17 protein-coding genes are annotated in these 13,800 nt (G+C 71.4%); 12 read left to right on the top strand and 5 right to left on the bottom strand.

Going from position 1 to position 13,800, the window contains the following annotated elements:
- Positions 1 to 152: 152 nt before the first annotated feature.
- Genes ACFY8O_RS02295 through ACFY8O_RS02285 form a run of 3 tightly spaced genes read left to right on the top strand, consistent with a single transcriptional unit; the run spans position 153 to position 2,410 of the window.
- Positions 153 to 1,157, top strand: a complete 1,005-nt coding sequence (locus tag ACFY8O_RS02295) for an NAD-dependent epimerase/dehydratase family protein (protein WP_387898020.1) — start codon at positions 153 to 155, stop codon at positions 1,155 to 1,157.
- 9 nt (positions 1,158 to 1,166) lie between these two features.
- Positions 1,167 to 1,520 (top strand): DUF952 domain-containing protein, encoded by a 354-nt coding sequence (locus tag ACFY8O_RS02290; RefSeq protein ID WP_387898017.1) that lies wholly within the window; start codon positions 1,167 to 1,169, stop codon positions 1,518 to 1,520.
- Positions 1,517 to 2,410 (top strand): SDR family oxidoreductase, encoded by an 894-nt coding sequence (locus ACFY8O_RS02285; RefSeq protein WP_387898015.1) that lies wholly within the window; start codon positions 1,517 to 1,519, stop codon positions 2,408 to 2,410. Before ACFY8O_RS02290 ends, ACFY8O_RS02285 begins: the two co-directional genes overlap by 4 nt.
- Before the next feature lie 193 nt (positions 2,411 to 2,603).
- On the opposite strand, the gene sodN is transcribed toward ACFY8O_RS02285, so the two are convergent.
- Positions 2,604 to 2,999: a superoxide dismutase, Ni gene (gene sodN / locus ACFY8O_RS02280; RefSeq protein ID WP_145803274.1), complete on the bottom strand. Its 396-nt coding sequence runs from the start codon at positions 2,997 to 2,999 to the stop codon at positions 2,604 to 2,606.
- A 179-nt stretch (positions 3,000 to 3,178) separates the two neighbouring features.
- On the opposite strand from sodN, the gene sodX reads away from it, so the two are divergent.
- Positions 3,179 to 3,616 carry a nickel-type superoxide dismutase maturation protease gene (gene sodX / locus ACFY8O_RS02275; protein WP_387898013.1) on the top strand — a complete coding sequence of 146 codons (438 nt, stop codon included), beginning with the start codon at positions 3,179 to 3,181 and terminating at the stop codon, positions 3,614 to 3,616.
- On the opposite strand, the gene ACFY8O_RS02270 is transcribed toward sodX, so the two are convergent.
- The gene (locus ACFY8O_RS02270) at positions 3,520 to 4,149 is read right to left on the bottom strand and encodes a CGNR zinc finger domain-containing protein (RefSeq protein WP_387898011.1); all 630 of its coding nucleotides are present in this window, start codon (positions 4,147 to 4,149) and stop codon (positions 3,520 to 3,522) included. The genes sodX and ACFY8O_RS02270 overlap by 97 nt on opposite strands.
- Before the next feature lie 102 nt (positions 4,150 to 4,251).
- On the opposite strand from ACFY8O_RS02270, the gene ACFY8O_RS02265 reads away from it, so the two are divergent.
- The 3 genes from ACFY8O_RS02265 (at position 4,252) to ACFY8O_RS02255 (ending at position 6,467) form a co-directional block, all read left to right on the top strand.
- Complete coding sequence (locus ACFY8O_RS02265; protein ID WP_145803268.1) at positions 4,252 to 5,007, top strand: class I SAM-dependent methyltransferase; 756 nt, start codon at positions 4,252 to 4,254, stop codon at positions 5,005 to 5,007.
- A gap of 186 nt (positions 5,008 to 5,193) precedes the next feature.
- Positions 5,194 to 5,685: a SigE family RNA polymerase sigma factor gene (locus ACFY8O_RS02260; RefSeq protein ID WP_145803266.1), complete on the top strand. Its 492-nt coding sequence runs from the start codon at positions 5,194 to 5,196 to the stop codon at positions 5,683 to 5,685.
- Positions 5,682 to 6,467: a hypothetical protein gene (locus ACFY8O_RS02255; protein WP_387898008.1), complete on the top strand. Its 786-nt coding sequence runs from the start codon at positions 5,682 to 5,684 to the stop codon at positions 6,465 to 6,467. The genes ACFY8O_RS02260 and ACFY8O_RS02255 overlap by 4 nt, the downstream gene beginning before the upstream one ends.
- Before the next feature lie 75 nt (positions 6,468 to 6,542).
- Here ACFY8O_RS02255 and ACFY8O_RS02250 read toward each other — a convergent pair whose 3' ends face one another.
- From ACFY8O_RS02250 to ACFY8O_RS02240, 3 genes are read right to left on the bottom strand one after another with little or no spacing between them, the layout of a single operon-like run.
- On the bottom strand, positions 6,543 to 7,304 hold the full coding sequence (locus ACFY8O_RS02250; RefSeq protein ID WP_145803262.1) for an amino acid ABC transporter ATP-binding protein: 762 nt from the start codon (positions 7,302 to 7,304) through the stop codon (positions 6,543 to 6,545).
- Positions 7,301 to 8,242, bottom strand: coding sequence for an amino acid ABC transporter permease (locus tag ACFY8O_RS02245; RefSeq protein WP_387898005.1), 942 nt, complete (start codon positions 8,240 to 8,242; stop codon positions 7,301 to 7,303). Before ACFY8O_RS02245 ends, ACFY8O_RS02250 begins: the two co-directional genes overlap by 4 nt.
- A gap of 29 nt (positions 8,243 to 8,271) precedes the next feature.
- Complete coding sequence (locus ACFY8O_RS02240; RefSeq protein ID WP_145803260.1) at positions 8,272 to 9,234, bottom strand: ABC transporter substrate-binding protein; 963 nt, start codon at positions 9,232 to 9,234, stop codon at positions 8,272 to 8,274.
- A 523-nt stretch (positions 9,235 to 9,757) separates the two neighbouring features.
- Between ACFY8O_RS02240 and ACFY8O_RS02235 the strand changes: the two genes are divergently transcribed.
- The 5 genes from ACFY8O_RS02235 (at position 9,758) to ACFY8O_RS02215 (ending at position 13,751) form a co-directional block, all read left to right on the top strand.
- Complete coding sequence (locus ACFY8O_RS02235) at positions 9,758 to 10,993, top strand: NAD(P)-dependent malic enzyme (protein ID WP_145803258.1); 1,236 nt, start codon at positions 9,758 to 9,760, stop codon at positions 10,991 to 10,993.
- 431 nt (positions 10,994 to 11,424) lie between these two features.
- Positions 11,425 to 12,390 (top strand): zinc-binding dehydrogenase, encoded by a 966-nt coding sequence (locus ACFY8O_RS02230; RefSeq protein WP_387898002.1) that lies wholly within the window; start codon positions 11,425 to 11,427, stop codon positions 12,388 to 12,390.
- A complete protein-coding gene (locus ACFY8O_RS02225; protein WP_387897999.1) occupies positions 12,387 to 12,932 on the top strand; it encodes a GNAT family N-acetyltransferase in 546 nt (181 codons plus the stop codon). The genes ACFY8O_RS02230 and ACFY8O_RS02225 overlap by 4 nt, the downstream gene beginning before the upstream one ends.
- 31 nt (positions 12,933 to 12,963) lie before the next feature.
- Complete coding sequence (locus ACFY8O_RS02220) at positions 12,964 to 13,173, top strand: helix-turn-helix domain-containing protein (RefSeq protein WP_145803252.1); 210 nt, start codon at positions 12,964 to 12,966, stop codon at positions 13,171 to 13,173.
- Complete coding sequence (locus ACFY8O_RS02215) at positions 13,173 to 13,751, top strand: Clp protease N-terminal domain-containing protein (RefSeq protein ID WP_387897996.1); 579 nt, start codon at positions 13,173 to 13,175, stop codon at positions 13,749 to 13,751. Before ACFY8O_RS02220 ends, ACFY8O_RS02215 begins: the two co-directional genes overlap by 1 nt.
- Positions 13,752 to 13,800: the final 49 nt, after the last annotated feature.

The following is a 13,800-nucleotide window of genomic DNA, read 5'->3' as shown; positions in this document are numbered from 1 at the left end:
CTCACCGGGCTCCGCCCGCGGGGCCGGGTGATCCGGAACGGCGCCGCCTGGCCGGGGTGGGCCCGAACGGCACCGCAGGGGGCGGGAGTTCCCCGTTCTGCCGACAGCGAGGTCCGGTTTCCCCCGCCTGCGACGACGGGCAGCCTCAGCGCATGAGGATCTTGATGCTGGGCGGCACGGAATTCGTCGGGCGCGCGGTCACCGACGCGGCGCTCGGCCGGGGCTGGCAGGTGACCGTGTTCCACCGAGGCCACCACCCGCCGCCCGCCGGGGTGCGGTCGCTGACAGGGGACCGGACGACGGGGGAGGCAGGACTCGCGGCGCTGGCGGACGGCAGCTGGGACCTCGTGGTCGACACCTGGAGCGGCGCGCCCTCGGCCGTGCGCGACGCCGCCCGGATGCTGTCGGGCAGAGCAGGGCACTTCAGCTACGTCTCCAGCAGATCGGTCTACGCCTACCCGGCCCCGGCAGGCCTCACGGAGGACGGACCACTGGTGGCCGGCGCCTCCCCGGACGCGGGGCCGGACGTCCCCTACGCCCAGGCCAAGCGGGGCGGGGAGCTGGCGGCCCTCGACGCCTTCGGGGAGAAGGCCCTGCTGGCCAGGGCCGGGCTGATCCTCGGCCCCGGCGAGAACATCGGCCGGCTGCCGTGGTGGCTCACCAGAGCGGCACGGGGCGGTCCGGTGATCGCGCCGGGGCCACCGGACGCCCCACTCCAGTACATCGACGCCAGGGACCTCGCCGAGTGGCTCCTGGACGCCGCGGCGGGCGGCCTGAGCGGGGCGTACAACACCGTGAGTCGCCCGGGGCACACCACCATGGGGGAGCTGCTGGACGCCTGCGTCCGCGTCACGGGCGACAGCGCGCGACTGCGCTGGACCGACCCGGACGTGATCCTGGCCGCCGGTGTCGAACCCTGGACCGACCTGCCGATCTGGCTGCCGGCGGGAGAGCTCCACGACACCATGCACCAGGGTGACGTCACCAAGGCCCACGCCGCGGGCCTGCGGTGCAGACCCGTCACCGAAACCGTCGTCGACACCTGGACCTGGCTGCGCGGACGAGGGGGCACGGCCCCGCAGCGGCCCGACCGGCCGTCCGTCGGGCTCGACGCGCGGACCGAGGCGAAGCTCCTCTCGGCCCCCGGCAGCCCTTAGCGTGGCCCGATGACCGAACACCTGCTGCACCTCACCGAAGAGCCCTTGTGGGAGGCCGCCCGGAGAGCCGGGACGTACGAGATGTCCACCCGGGGCCGCACCCTGCGCGAGGAAGGGTTCATCCACTGCTCGCTGCCCCATCAGCTCCCCGCCGTGGCCCAGGCGTTGTACGGGGCCGACGCCCAGGGCCTGGTGGTGCTGGTCATCGACGCGGACCGTATTCCGGCGCCCGTGCGCTACGAGGCCATGGAGCCCGGCGGCGAGGAGTTCCCGCACATCTACGGACCGCTTCCCGCCGACGCGGTCGTGGAGGTGCGCCCCTGGGCCGGACACCCGTCGCACGCGGGAGGTGAGGCGGAATGACCAGCCCCCTCACCAGTCCCCTCGTAGCGGTGACGGGCGCGAGCGGAGCGGTCGGTGGCCGGGTCGCCGGGCGGCTGGCCCGGGAAGGCGTCCCGGTGCGGCTCCTGGGCCGGGACCCCTCGCGCCTGCCCCGGCTCCCCGGCGCGGTCGCCGCGCCGCCCGCTCCGTACGGCGACGGCGAGGCGATGCGCCGCGCGCTGGACGGGGCGCACACCCTCTTCCTCGTCTCGGCGCACGAGAGCCCGGACCGGGTCCTGGAGCACACCACCGCGGTGGACGCGGCCCTCGCGGCCGGCGTCGAGCGCATCGTGTACGTGTCGTTCCTCGGTGCGGCACCGGACGCCACGTTCACCTTCGCGCGCGACCACTGGCACACCGAGGCGCACATCCGGGTGGCCGGGGCGCGCCACACCTTCCTGCGTGACAGCTGGTATCTGGCGGCGATCCCCGCGATGACGGGTGCCGACGGCATCCTGCGCGGACCCGCCGGAGAGGGCCGGGTCTCGGCCGTGTCGCACCAGGACATCGCGGACGCGGCGTCAGCGGTGCTGCTGGACGCGGGGACCGGCCACGACGGCGCGACGTACGACCTGACGGGCCCGGAGGCGTTCACCCTCGCGGAGGCCGCCGGTGAGCTGAGCCGGCGCACCGGCCGCACGATCCGGTACGTCCCCGAGAGCCGTGAGGAGGCCTACGCCTCCCGCGCCCACTACGGTGCCGCGGAGTGGGAGGTGGCCGGCTGGGTCACGTCGTACGAGGCGATCGCGGCCGGCGAACTGGAGACCGTCTCGGACGCCGTCCCCACCCTCACGGGCCGCCCGGCGCAGAACCTGGCCGCCTATCTCCTGGAGAACCCGGACAGCTACCGCCACCTCCTGCCGGGCGGCTGACCCGGCGGGACAGGAGCATCGCCGCTCCCCGGCCGCCGCACCGCGCGGCCGGACGCGCGCCGGGCAGCACACCCCGGAACGCACAACCGCACCCGGCCCGTCAGGACTGCCGTTGCCGGCGGCCTGAGGACCGGGTGCGGTCAGCCGGGCCGTCCGGCCCGCAGCGGAGCGGGTCGGACGTGCCGGGCACGCGTCACGCCTTCTTGGTCTCCCAGAAGATCTCGTCGATGCGAGCGATCAGGTCCAGAGCCTTCTGGCCCGTGGCCGGGTCGTTCGAGCCCTTGGCCGCGGAGAGCGCCTTCAGGGTGTCGTTGACCAGCTGGTGCAGCTCCGGGTACTTCTCGAAGTGCGGGGGCTTGAAGTAGTCGCTCCAGAGCACCGAGACGTGGTGCTTCGCGAGCTCGGCACGCTGTTCCTTGATCAGAACGGCGCGGGTGCGGAAGTCCGCGTCCTCATTGGCCTGGTACTTCTCCTGGACGGCCTTGACGGACTCCGCCTCGATGCGGGCCTGGGCCGGGTCGTACACACCGCAGGGCAGGTCGCAGTGCGCGCTGACCTTCACCTTGGGGGCAAACAGGCGGGAAAGCATGGAGCTGTCCTTCCTCGTGATCGTCTTCTCAGGTGGGACATTACTCCGTGGGAAGCGGCTTTTTGCGGCTGCCCCCTTGGGCTTAGGCCAAAAGTCCAGGGTGAGGATGGGACGGTGGGCCGAAAACACGGACGGTGCGCGCAGCGGTGTACTGGAGGATGGACCGGGAGGTGCCACACATGCCGGAACCGGCGCAGGGGTCAGGGAACGGGCGGGCGGCGCGGAGGTCGTTCCAGGTGGTGGAGGTGACGGGGCCCTCGATGGTGCCCACGCTGTACCACGGGGACTGGCTGCTCGTGCAGTACGGGGCGCCGGTGCGTCCCGGGGACGTGGTGATCCTTCGTCACCCGTTCCAGCAGGACCTGCTGGTCGTCAAGCGCGCCGCCGAGCGGCGCGGCAACGGCTGGTGGGTGCTGGGGGACAACGCGTACGCGGGCGGTGACAGTACGGACTACGGGACGGTCCCCGAGGAGCTCGTGCTGGCCAGGGCGCGGGCCCGCTACCGGCCGTTGGGCAAGGATCAGCGATCGGTGCTCGGGGTGATGGGCTGGGCGCTGTCCGCGGTGCGCCGTGTCTCCCCGGAGCGGTCCGTCTCCAGGCGCTTGCGGGCCCGGTAGGCGGCCACGTTGGCCCGGGTCGCGCAGCGGTCCGAGCAGTAGCGCCGGGAGCGGTTGGTGGAGGTGTCGAGGTAGGCGTTGCGGCACGGCGCCGCCTCGCACAGGCCGAGCCGGTCCACCCCGTGCGAGGTCAGGTGGAAGGCCAGGCCCATCGCCGCGATCGCGGCGAATCCCGCCGTCGCGTTCGAGGGATGGTCGGCGAGGTGCATGTGCCAGTCCGGCTTGCCGTCCTCGTCCCGGGTGTCGTGGCCGGAGATCTGCGGGCTCACCGGGAACTCAAGCAGCAGCGAGTTGAGCAGGTCGACCGCCAGGGTCTCCTCGCCGTCGTCCGCCGCCTCGAAGACCGCGCGCAGCCGGGCCCGCACGGACCGGAAGCGTGTCACGTCCGCGTCGGTCGCCCGGCGGGCCGCCTGGGCGTTGGCGCCGAACAGCTCGCGCACGGACTCGACCGTCGTGAGGCTGTCCTTGTCGCGGGCCGGCTCCTCGGTGTTGACCAGACGCACGGCGTAGTCCGAGTAATAGGCCAGTTCCACTTGTAGTCCTTACGGCGCGGGTCTATGGTCGCTGTGTCGACCAGTGTAATGGGTGGTCGTACTCAAAGGGTCTTACGCATAGAGGTACAGGTGGAGGTTCGCATGGCGGGGACGGGCACCGACTGGCAGTCCTGGCAGGAGAGCTGGGACCGGCAGCAGGAGTGGTACATGCCGGACCGTGAGGAACGGTTCCGGGTGATGCTGGACATGGTCGAAGCCGTCGTGGGGCCCGAACCGAGGGTGCTCGATCTGGCGTGCGGTACGGGCAGTATTACGGACCGGCTCCTCAAGAGGTTCCCCGAGGCCACCAGCACGGGCGTCGACCTCGACCCGGCGCTGCTCGCCATCGCGCGCGGCACCTTCGACGGGGACGACCGGGTCACCTTCGTGACCGCCGACCTGAAGGACGCCGCCTGGACCGAGCGCCTCCCGTACACCTCGTACGACGCCGTGCTCACCGCCACCGCCCTGCACTGGCTGCACAGCGAACCGCTCGCGGTCCTGTACGGGCAGATCGGCGGGCTGGTCAGGGACGGCGGGGTGTTCATGAACGCGGACCACATGATCGACACCTCCACCCCGCGCATCAACGCGGCGGAGCGCGCCCACCGGCACGCCGCCATGGACCGGGCGAAGGCCGCGGGGGCGGTGGACTGGGCGGGGTGGTGGGCCCTGGCGGCCGAGGACCCCGCCCTCGCGGGGCCCACCGCCGAGCGGTTCGCCATCTACGGCGAACACGCGGACGGAGACATGCCGTCCGTCCACTGGCACGCCCGCACCCTCCGCGAGGCCGGCTTCGCGGAGGCGCGCGCGGTCTGGTCCTCGCCCTCGGACAGCCTGGTACTGGCCGTGAAGTAGGGCCCGCGCGCGAGGACGAGGGCCCCGCGAGGGCGAAGGCCCCCGCGAGAAGGGCCGGAAGACGGAGGACGAGGGGCGGCTCCGGCCGCCCCTCGTCCTCTTTTCGCCGCCCTGCAACCTGCGGCCCGCCCCGGCGCACTGGAAGGGTGAGACGGTCCGCACCCGCGGACCCGGAGAGGGGCGCCGATGGCGCGGATCGAGGACGACGCGGCTCTGCACGCGTTCGTGGAGAGCAGACGCGCGGCGCTGTTCCGCAGCGCCTACCTGCTGTGCGGCGACCGGCACGAGGCCGAGGACCTGGTCCAGACGACGCTGGTCAAGGTCGTGCTCGGCGGGAAGAGGCACGGGCGGCTCGACAACATCGAGGCGTACGCGCGCAAGACGCTGGTCAACACGCACATCGCCGCCCGCCGTCGCTTCTGGCGGCGGGAGCGACCGTACGGCGAACTGCCCGACAGCGCCGGTGAGCAGGCTGACTCGGACACGGGGCTGATGGTCCGGGCGGCGCTCGCCCGGCTCACGGCCAGGCAGCGAGCGGTGCTGGTGCTGCGCTACTGGGAGGACCTGAGCGTCCAGGCCACGGCCGAACTGCTCGGGATGCGGGAGAGCACGGTCAAGAGCCACACGGCTCGGGGGCTGACGGCGCTGCGCGCCGAGATGGCGGGGGAACTGGTATGAGCGACGTACGTGAGCTGCTGGAGCGGGCCGCCGAAGGTGCGGGACAGCCCGCGGTGTCCACCGAAGCGGTGTACGCACGGGCCGGCCGGGTGCGCCGGGGGCGCCGTGTCGCCGGATCGGGTGTCGCGCTGGCCGTGGTGGCGGCGGGGGCGTTCGTGCTCCCGGGGTTCGCCACGGGGCCGGGGACGGAGCGGACGTCGGTGGCGGGCGCCCCCGAGAGGAGCGGCGCCGGGGACAGGGCGGAGCGGCTGACCGCGCTGTTGCCGGAGGGGGTCGGGAGTGTCGAGCAGGTGTCGCTCGCCGTGCTCATCAAGAACGCGACACCCGCACAGGCCAAGGAGACCTACACGGGTCCGCTGGACGGGCAGTACTCCGTGCGCAGGGACGGGGGCGTCGGCTTCCTGACCCTCTCGTACCTGCCCCGCGCACAGGCCGCCCGGAAGCTCGGGGGGACGGACCCCTTCGGCGACTTCTGCGCGGTCCGCGGCAAGGAGCCGCCCCGCTCCGAGTGCGTGCGCGAGGAACTGCCGGACGGCGGGGTCCTGACGATCTGGCGCGACGCGATGGACTACGGCGACGGCGGCACACCGCAGTGGGGGCCCGAACTCACGGCCCGGCTCGTCCTGAAGGACGGTTCGCTGCTGGCCGCGCGTGCCAGCACCGGCTACGAGGGCAGCCGGTCGCAGGGACCGCTGCTCGCGAGCACGCCGCTGGACCGGGCGCAGCTGCGCGCCCTGCTGCTGAGGCCGGAGCTGGTGCCGGCGGAGCAGGGGCGGAAGTAGCGGACGGGACGGGGCGACGGCGAGGAGGGCGGTACGGACCGGGTCCGTACCGCCCTCCTCGCCGTGCGGGTGGGGTCAGAGCACCTTCGACAGGAACGACTTCGTCCGGTCGTGCTGCGGGTTGGTCAGGACGTCGCGCGGGTGGCCGGACTCGACCACGACGCCGTCGTCCATGAAGACCAGCGCGTCGCCGACCTCGCGGGCGAAGCCCATCTCGTGGGTGACGACGATCATCGTCATGCCCTCCTCGGCCAGTCCGCGCATGACGTCCAGGACGTCGCCGACCAGCTCCGGGTCGAGCGCGGAGGTCGGCTCGTCGAAGAGCATCAGCTTCGGCTCCATGGCCAGGGCGCGGGCGATGGCCACCCGCTGCTGCTGCCCGCCGGAGAGCTGGGAGGGGTAGTTCCTCGCCTTGTCGGACAGGCCGACCCGGTCCAGCAGCCGTTCCGCCCGGGCCCGGGCGACGGCCTTGGCCTCGCCCTTCACCTGGACGGGAGCCTCCATGACGTTCTCGATGGCCGTCATGTGCGGGAACAGGTTGAAGCGCTGGAAGACCATGCCGATGTCCCGGCGCTTCAGGGCGACTTCGCTGTCCTTGAGCTCGTAGAGCTTGTCGCCCTTCTGGCGGTAGCCGACGAGGTCGCCGTCGACGTACAGCCGGCCGGCGTTGATCTGCTCCAGGTGGTTGATGCACCGCAGGAACGTCGACTTGCCGGAGCCGGACGGGCCGATCAGGCAGAACACCTCGCGGGGGGCGACCTCCAGGTCGATGCCCTTGAGGATGTGCGCGGGGCCGAAGGACTTGTGGACGCCCTCGGCCTTCACCATGGCGGTCATGCGGCGCCTCCCTTCGGGCGGCCCAGCGACAGCATGGTGGCCCTGATCTTCTGGAACGGGGTGTCCGGCAGGCTCCGGCTGGAGCCGCGCGCGTAGTACCGCTCCAGGTAGTACTGGCCGACGCTGAGCACCGAGGTGAGCACCATGTACCAGGCCGCGGCCAGGAACAGCATCTCCACGGTGGCACCCGAGGTCTGCGAGACGTTCTGGGTGGAACGCAGCAACTCGGTGTACTGGACGGCGACCGCGAGCGAGGAGGTCTTCAGCATGTTGATGACCTCGTTGCCCGTCGGCGGCACGATCACGCGCATCGCCTGGGGGACGACGATCCGCCGCAGCGTCTTGCCGTGGCTCATGCCCAGGGCGTGCGCCGCCTCGGTCTGGCCCTCGTCGACCGACTGGAGGCCCGCCCGGCAGATCTCCGCCATGTACGCGGCCTCGTTGAGCCCCAGGCCGAGCAGCGCGCAGAGGAACGGCGTCATGAAGGACGACCATTCGTCCTTGTAGACCGGCCCGAGGTTGATGTACTCGAACACGATGCCGAGGTTGAACCAGACCAGCAGCTGTACGTAGACCGGGGTACCGCGGAAGAACCAGATGTAGCCCCAGGCTATGGAGGTCGTCACCGGGTTCTTGGAGAGCCGCATCACGGCGAGCACGATGCCCAGCACGACGCCGATGATCATCGACAGGACCGTGATGATGACCGTGTTCTTGACGCCCTCGAGGATCTGGTCGTCGAAGAAGTAGTCCGGGATCGCGTTCCAGTTGATGTCGCCCTGCGCGAACGCGTAGACGAGCGAGGCCAGCAGGCCGAGCGCGACGACCGCGGAGACGTACCGGCCGTAGTGGCGTACCGGAATGGCCTTGATCGCCTCCGGCCCCGCCGACGGGGTGGGCGGGGTGGCCGCCGCGTCCGTCTTCTTGATGTCAGTCACAGATGTTGCCTTTCAGCGCCGGAACCCGGTCAGGATCCGCCGTTGATCTTGGCCTCGGTGACCGCGCCGGCCTCGACGCCCCACTTGGCGATGATCTTCTGGTACTCGCCGTTCTCGATGACCGCGTTCAGGGCCGCCTCGATCGCCTTGGTCAGCTCGTCGTTGCCCTTGGCGACGGCGATGCCGTACGGGGCCGCCTCGACCTGCTCGCCGACCAGCTGGAAGTCCTTGCCGCCGCCCGAGGTCTTGACCGCGTACGCGGCCACCGGGAAGTCGGAGGAACCGGCGTCGGCGCCGCCGCCTCGCAGGCGGGTCTGGGCCTCCAGGTCGTTGTCGAACGCCTCGATCGCGATCTTGCCCTTGCTGCCGCACTTGGCGCTCTCGGCCTTGGCCAGGTCGTGGGAGACCGTGCCGCGCTGCACCACGAGCTTCTTGCCGCAGAGGTCCGACCAGGTGCTGATGCCCTTGTCGTCGCCCTTCTTCGTGTAGATGGAGACGCCCGCCGTGAAGTAGTCGACGAAGTCGACGCCCTCGCCGACCTTCTTCTTCGTCTCGGAGTCCACACCTTCCTGGCGGTCCTTGGTGTCGGTCATGGCCGACATCGCCAGGTCGTAGCGCTTCGAGCGCAGGCCCGTGAGCAGGGTGTCGAAGGTGCCGTTCTCGAAGACGAACTTCACGCCGAGCTGCTTGCCGAGCGCGTCCGCCAGGTCGGGGTCGATACCGACGGTCTTGCCGGACTCGTCCTTGAACTCGACCGGCGGGTAGGCGATGTCGGACCCGACCTTGATCTCGCCCTTGTCCTTGACGGCCTTGGGGAGGAGGTCGGCGAGCGGCGCGTCCTTCGTGGCGGTGGCCGAGCCCGACTCCTTCGTGGAGGCGCTGTCGGTCTGGTCTCCACAGGCGGTCAGCAGCAGGGTGCCGGCGACCGCGACTGCGCAGACCGCGGCAATCCGGGACTTCGCGGTCGAACGGCAGAGGGTGCTTGCGGTCATGGTCGGAATCCTCCGGCGGTGAGGGAATGCTGGTCAGGTGGGCACGCACGCACCTTCGAGTGTCGCCACCTTGTGTGATTAGGGCATCTTGCCATTCGGACTCACCCATCCAGGGGGCCTGGCATGTCAAAATCGGGTAACGGGTGACCCCCGAACCTCAACGGACCGGCATGGCAAGGCCGGACCATCTGCTGAAAAGCGAGTGCTCCTCCGGAGAATCTCCGGTGCGTCTCGGTCTTCGGACGGCCTTTGTGGTCCTTAGTGGACTTGTCCAGATATTCGCTTATGAGTCATGTCACCGATTCGATACCGACTCGTAAGAGGCCCGGTCCGTCCGGTAAGAAAGACCTTTACACCCCTCATCCGGGGCTCAGGGCGCGTGTGCGGCGCGCCCGCGCGTATGTGCCTCCCCTGCCGGAGCGGGCCAACCCGCTCAGTGCCGGGAACGTACGCGGTGCCCGCCCACCCCTCCTCAACCAGGAGTGGCCACCCTCAACTGATGAAGACTTAAGGGGTCAACACAATGGCAGCGGAGATCGTCAATCCTCGCAGCGACAGCACGACGCACGGCACGGCCGGGACGGCGGGAATCGGCGGGGCCGACGAGCCCTTCGATCCGGCGTTCGCCCTGCACCGCGGCGGGAAGATGGCCGTGCAGGCCACCGTTCCGATCCGCGACAAGGACGACCTGTCCCTCGCGTACACGCCCGGCGTGGCGAAGGTGTGCAGCGCCATCGCCGAGAATCCCGAGCTCGTCCACGACTACACCTGGAAGTCCCAGGTCGTGGCCGTCGTCACGGACGGCACCGCCGTCCTCGGCCTGGGGGACATCGGTCCCGAGGCCTCCCTCCCGGTGATGGAGGGCAAGGCGATCCTGTTCAAGCAGTTCGGAGGTGTCGACGCGGTGCCGATCGCGCTCGCCACCACCGACGCGGACGAGATCGTCGACACCGTGGTGCGCCTCGCGCCCTCCTTCGGCGGCATCAACCTGGAGGACATCTCGGCGCCCCGGTGCTTCGAGATCGAGCGCAAGCTCCAGGAGCGTCTGGACATCCCGGTCTTCCACGACGACCAGCACGGCACCGCCGTGGTGACGCTCGCGGCCCTGCGGAACGCGGCGAAGCTCTCCGGCCGGACGCTCGGCGATCTGCGCGCCGTCATCTCCGGCGCGGGGGCGGCCGGCGTGGCCATCGCCAAGTTCCTGCTGGAGGCGGGCATCGGTGACGTCGCCGTCGCCGACCGCAAGGGCATCGTCAGCGGGGACCGGGAGGACCTCACGGACGTCAAGCGCGAGCTGGCGGAGCTCACGAACCGGGCCGGCATCACCGGCTCGCTGGAAACGGCCCTGGCCGGCGCCGACGTCTTCATCGGCGTCTCCGGCGGTACGGTCCCCGAGCCTGCCGTGGCCTCCATGGCTCCCGGCGCGTTCGTGTTCGCCATGGCCAACCCGAACCCCGAGGTCCACCCCGACGTCGCGCACAAGTACGCGGCCGTGGTGGCGACCGGACGGTCGGACTACCCGAACCAGATCAACAATGTGCTGGCGTTCCCCGGCATCTTCGCGGGCGCGCTCCAGGTGCGTGCCTCCCGCATCACCGAGGGCATGAAGATCGCCGCGGCGAACGCGCTGGCGGACGTCGTGGGTGAGGAACTGGCCGCGGACTACGTGATTCCGTCGCCGTTCGACGAGCGGGTCGCTCCGGCGGTCACGGCCGCCGTCGCCGCCGCCGCCCGCGCCGAGGGCGTGGCCCGGCGCTGACGCCCGACGGGGCGGGACGGGGTACGGACGCGCGCCGCGGCGCGAGACCGCGCTTCGGGCCCGCCCCTCTCACGTGGGGCCCGCCCTTCTCGTCGGGCCCTCCCCTCTCGCGCCGGGCCAGGGCGTTCCGTGCCGGGCCGGCCTCTCTCGTCTCGGCGGGGACGGTGCTCCCGCATCGGCGGGTCGGTCCCCTTCACGCCGGCGGGGTCGCTGTTGCGCGTCGGCCCTTGTGCGTCGCCCTTGCGCGTCGGCCTCTCTCGTCTCGGCGGGGATCTTGGCGTGTCGGCGGGGCCCGGGGCCTTCGTGCCGGCGGGCCCCCCGCACCGGCGGGCGCGGTGCTTTCCTCGCGGGCGGGCCCGCTCCGCCCGCTGGGGTGTGTGTCACACCATCGAACGGTTACGTCACGTCGCGTCACGTCCTATCGTCGTGCCATGTTCGCCGCCTACGCAGCCCGCATCGACCGTGACCGGCCCCTCGACGGACTTGAGCTGGGTGAACGCCCGGCCCCCGAGGCGCGGCCCGGATGGACCACCGTCCGGGTCAAGGCCGCTTCGCTCAACCACCACGACCTCTGGTCCCTGCGCGGGGTGGGCCTCGCGGAGGACAAGCTGCCCATGATCCTCGGCTGTGACGCCGCGGGCGTCGACGAGGACGGCAACGAGGTCGTCCTGCACTCCGTCATCGGGCAGACGGGACACGGGGTCGGCCCGGACGAGCCGCGCTCCATCCTCACCGAGCGGTACCAGGGCACTTTCGCCGAGCAGGTCACCGTCCCCAGCTGGAACGTGCTGCCCAAGCCGAAGGAACTCAGCTTCGAGCAGGCCGCCTGCCTGCCCACCGCCTGGCTGACGGCGTATCGCATGCTCTTCACCAATGCCGGGGTGCGCCCGGGCGATTCCGTGCTCGTGCAGGGCGCGGGCGGCGGTGTGGCCACCGCCGCGATCGTGCTCGGCAAGGCGGCGGGGCTCAGGGTGTTCGCCACCAGTCGCGACGAGGCCAAGCGCAAGCGGGCCGTCGAGCTGGGGGCCGTCGAGGCGTACGAGCCGGGCGCGCGGCTGCCGGCGCGTGTGGACGCGGTCATCGAGACCGTGGGTGCCGCGACCTGGTCCCACTCGGTCAAGTCGCTGAGGCCCGGCGGCACCCTGGTGATCTCGGGCGCCACCAGTGGCGACCGGCCCTCGCACGCGGAACTGACCCGGATCTTCTTCCTGGAACTGAAGGTCGTCGGCTCCACGATGGGTTCCAAGGACGAGCTGGAAGACCTGCTGTCGTTCTGCGCGGCGACCGGGGTGCGGCCCGTCATCGACGAGACCCTGCCGTTGGACCGCGCGCGTGAGGGCTTCGAACGACTAGCCGCCGGAGACCTGTTCGGGAAGATCGTCCTCACCACCTCGTGAGCGGGGCGGAGGAGCTGCCGACGCCTGGAGGGCTGCTGCTGCGGCCCTGGCGTCCCGATGACGCGGCGGCCGTCCTCCGCGCCTTCGTGCCGGAGGAGATGGCCCGCCAGGCGGGGCGGTCCGTCACGACCATGGCCGAGGCCCTGGACTGGGTGGCTGCCCGGGAGGCGGAGCGGGCGGCGGGCACCGCGTACACGTGGGCCGTCGTCCGCGACGATGTCCCGCTCGGCTCCGTGGCCGTGGCGGCGGTGAACCACGTCCACGACACCGGCTGGGTCTCGTACTGGACCGTCGAGTCGGCGCGGGGGAGAGGCGTCGCCGTGATGGGAGTACGGGCGCTGGCCCGCTGGGCCTTCGACGAACTGGGCCTCCACCGGCTGGAACTCGGACACCGTACGAACAACCCCGCCTCCTGCGCGGTCGCCCGGCGGGCCGGCTTCGCCGCCGAGGGCATCGACCGGCAGAAGCTCCGCTACGGCGACGAACGCTACGACGTGGAGCGTCACGCCCGCCTTGCCACCGATGATGTCAACGACGGTTGACGGAACCCTGGTGTCAACGTAAGTTGACGTCATGACCGAAGCAACGGATCTCGCCGAACGCGCCGGTGACCACGACCCGCGCGTCGGGCTGCGGGCCGTCGCCGCCCTGCGGCGGCTGCTGGAGCAACTCGAAGCCGTCCAGGTGAGGAGCGCCCGCGCCAAGGGGTGGTCGTGGCAGGAAATCGCTGCCGAGCTGGGTGTCACCAGGCAGGCCGTGCACAAGAAGTACGGGAGGCATTGATGTTCGAGCGATTCACCAAAGGCGCACGCGCCACCGTGACCGGTGCGGTGACACACGCCGAGCGAACGGGCGCGGACTCCGTCACCGAGGAACACCTGCTTCTCTCGCTGCTGGACCAGGAGGGCAGTCGTGCGTCCTTCGCCGTCGCGGCACTCGGGCTCACCGACCGGCGCGCCTCGCTCGAGGCCTCGCTCGCCGAGGCCCGCCGCCGTGGCGGGCTCACCAAGGCCGACACGGAGGCGCTGGCCGGCATCGGCATCGACGTCACCGAGATCGTGGCGCGGGTCGAGGACGCGCACGGCGAGGGTGTCCTGGCGGGCGACCGCTCGACCCGCCGGTGGTGGTCGGCACGCCGTCCCTTCACGGGGGGCGCGAAGAGCATCCTGGAGAAGTCCCTGCGCATCGCGCTCGGGCGTCGCGACCGCTTCATCGGCGAGGAGCACCTGCTGCTGGCTCTGACAGCCGGCCCTGGAGTCGTCGCAGATGTGCTCGCCGAGCACGGTGCCACGTACACGACGGTCGAACGCGCCCTGTACGGCGCGGGAGGCGGGGCACAGGGCCAGGCCCTGGCGGGCTGACCCGGCTGCACAGCGCGGTACGGGCCGACCCGGTCCGTGGTTCCGCACC

It is taken from the genome of Streptomyces argenteolus (assembly GCF_042902585.1).
Taxonomy (GTDB): domain Bacteria; phylum Actinomycetota; class Actinomycetes; order Streptomycetales; family Streptomycetaceae; genus Streptomyces; species Streptomyces argenteolus.
This window is presented reverse-complemented; position numbering and strand designations above follow the sequence as displayed.

What these genes read in the sequence shown, in the direction of transcription:
- ACFY8O_RS02295 (WP_387898020.1), top strand. Translation starts at nt 153, where the DNA reads ATGAGGATCTTGATGCTGGGCGGCACGGAATTCGTCGGGCGCGCGGTC.
- ACFY8O_RS02290 (WP_387898017.1), top strand. Translation starts at nt 1,167, where the DNA reads ATGACCGAACACCTGCTGCACCTCACCGAAGAGCCCTTGTGGGAGGCC.
- ACFY8O_RS02285 (WP_387898015.1), top strand. Translation starts at nt 1,517, where the DNA reads ATGACCAGCCCCCTCACCAGTCCCCTCGTAGCGGTGACGGGCGCGAGC.
- sodN (WP_145803274.1), bottom strand. Translation starts at nt 2,999, where the DNA reads ATGCTTTCCCGCCTGTTTGCCCCCAAGGTGAAGGTCAGCGCGCACTGC.
- sodX (WP_387898013.1), top strand. Translation starts at nt 3,179, where the DNA reads ATGCCGGAACCGGCGCAGGGGTCAGGGAACGGGCGGGCGGCGCGGAGG.
- ACFY8O_RS02265 (WP_145803268.1), top strand. Translation starts at nt 4,252, where the DNA reads ATGGCGGGGACGGGCACCGACTGGCAGTCCTGGCAGGAGAGCTGGGAC.
- ACFY8O_RS02260 (WP_145803266.1), top strand. Translation starts at nt 5,194, where the DNA reads ATGGCGCGGATCGAGGACGACGCGGCTCTGCACGCGTTCGTGGAGAGC.
- ACFY8O_RS02255 (WP_387898008.1), top strand. Translation starts at nt 5,682, where the DNA reads ATGAGCGACGTACGTGAGCTGCTGGAGCGGGCCGCCGAAGGTGCGGGA.
- ACFY8O_RS02250 (WP_145803262.1), bottom strand. Translation starts at nt 7,304, where the DNA reads ATGACCGCCATGGTGAAGGCCGAGGGCGTCCACAAGTCCTTCGGCCCC.
- ACFY8O_RS02240 (WP_145803260.1), bottom strand. Translation starts at nt 9,234, where the DNA reads ATGACCGCAAGCACCCTCTGCCGTTCGACCGCGAAGTCCCGGATTGCC.
- ACFY8O_RS02235 (WP_145803258.1), top strand. Translation starts at nt 9,758, where the DNA reads ATGGCAGCGGAGATCGTCAATCCTCGCAGCGACAGCACGACGCACGGC.
- ACFY8O_RS02230 (WP_387898002.1), top strand. Translation starts at nt 11,425, where the DNA reads ATGTTCGCCGCCTACGCAGCCCGCATCGACCGTGACCGGCCCCTCGAC.
- ACFY8O_RS02220 (WP_145803252.1), top strand. Translation starts at nt 12,964, where the DNA reads ATGACCGAAGCAACGGATCTCGCCGAACGCGCCGGTGACCACGACCCG.
- ACFY8O_RS02215 (WP_387897996.1), top strand. Translation starts at nt 13,173, where the DNA reads ATGTTCGAGCGATTCACCAAAGGCGCACGCGCCACCGTGACCGGTGCG.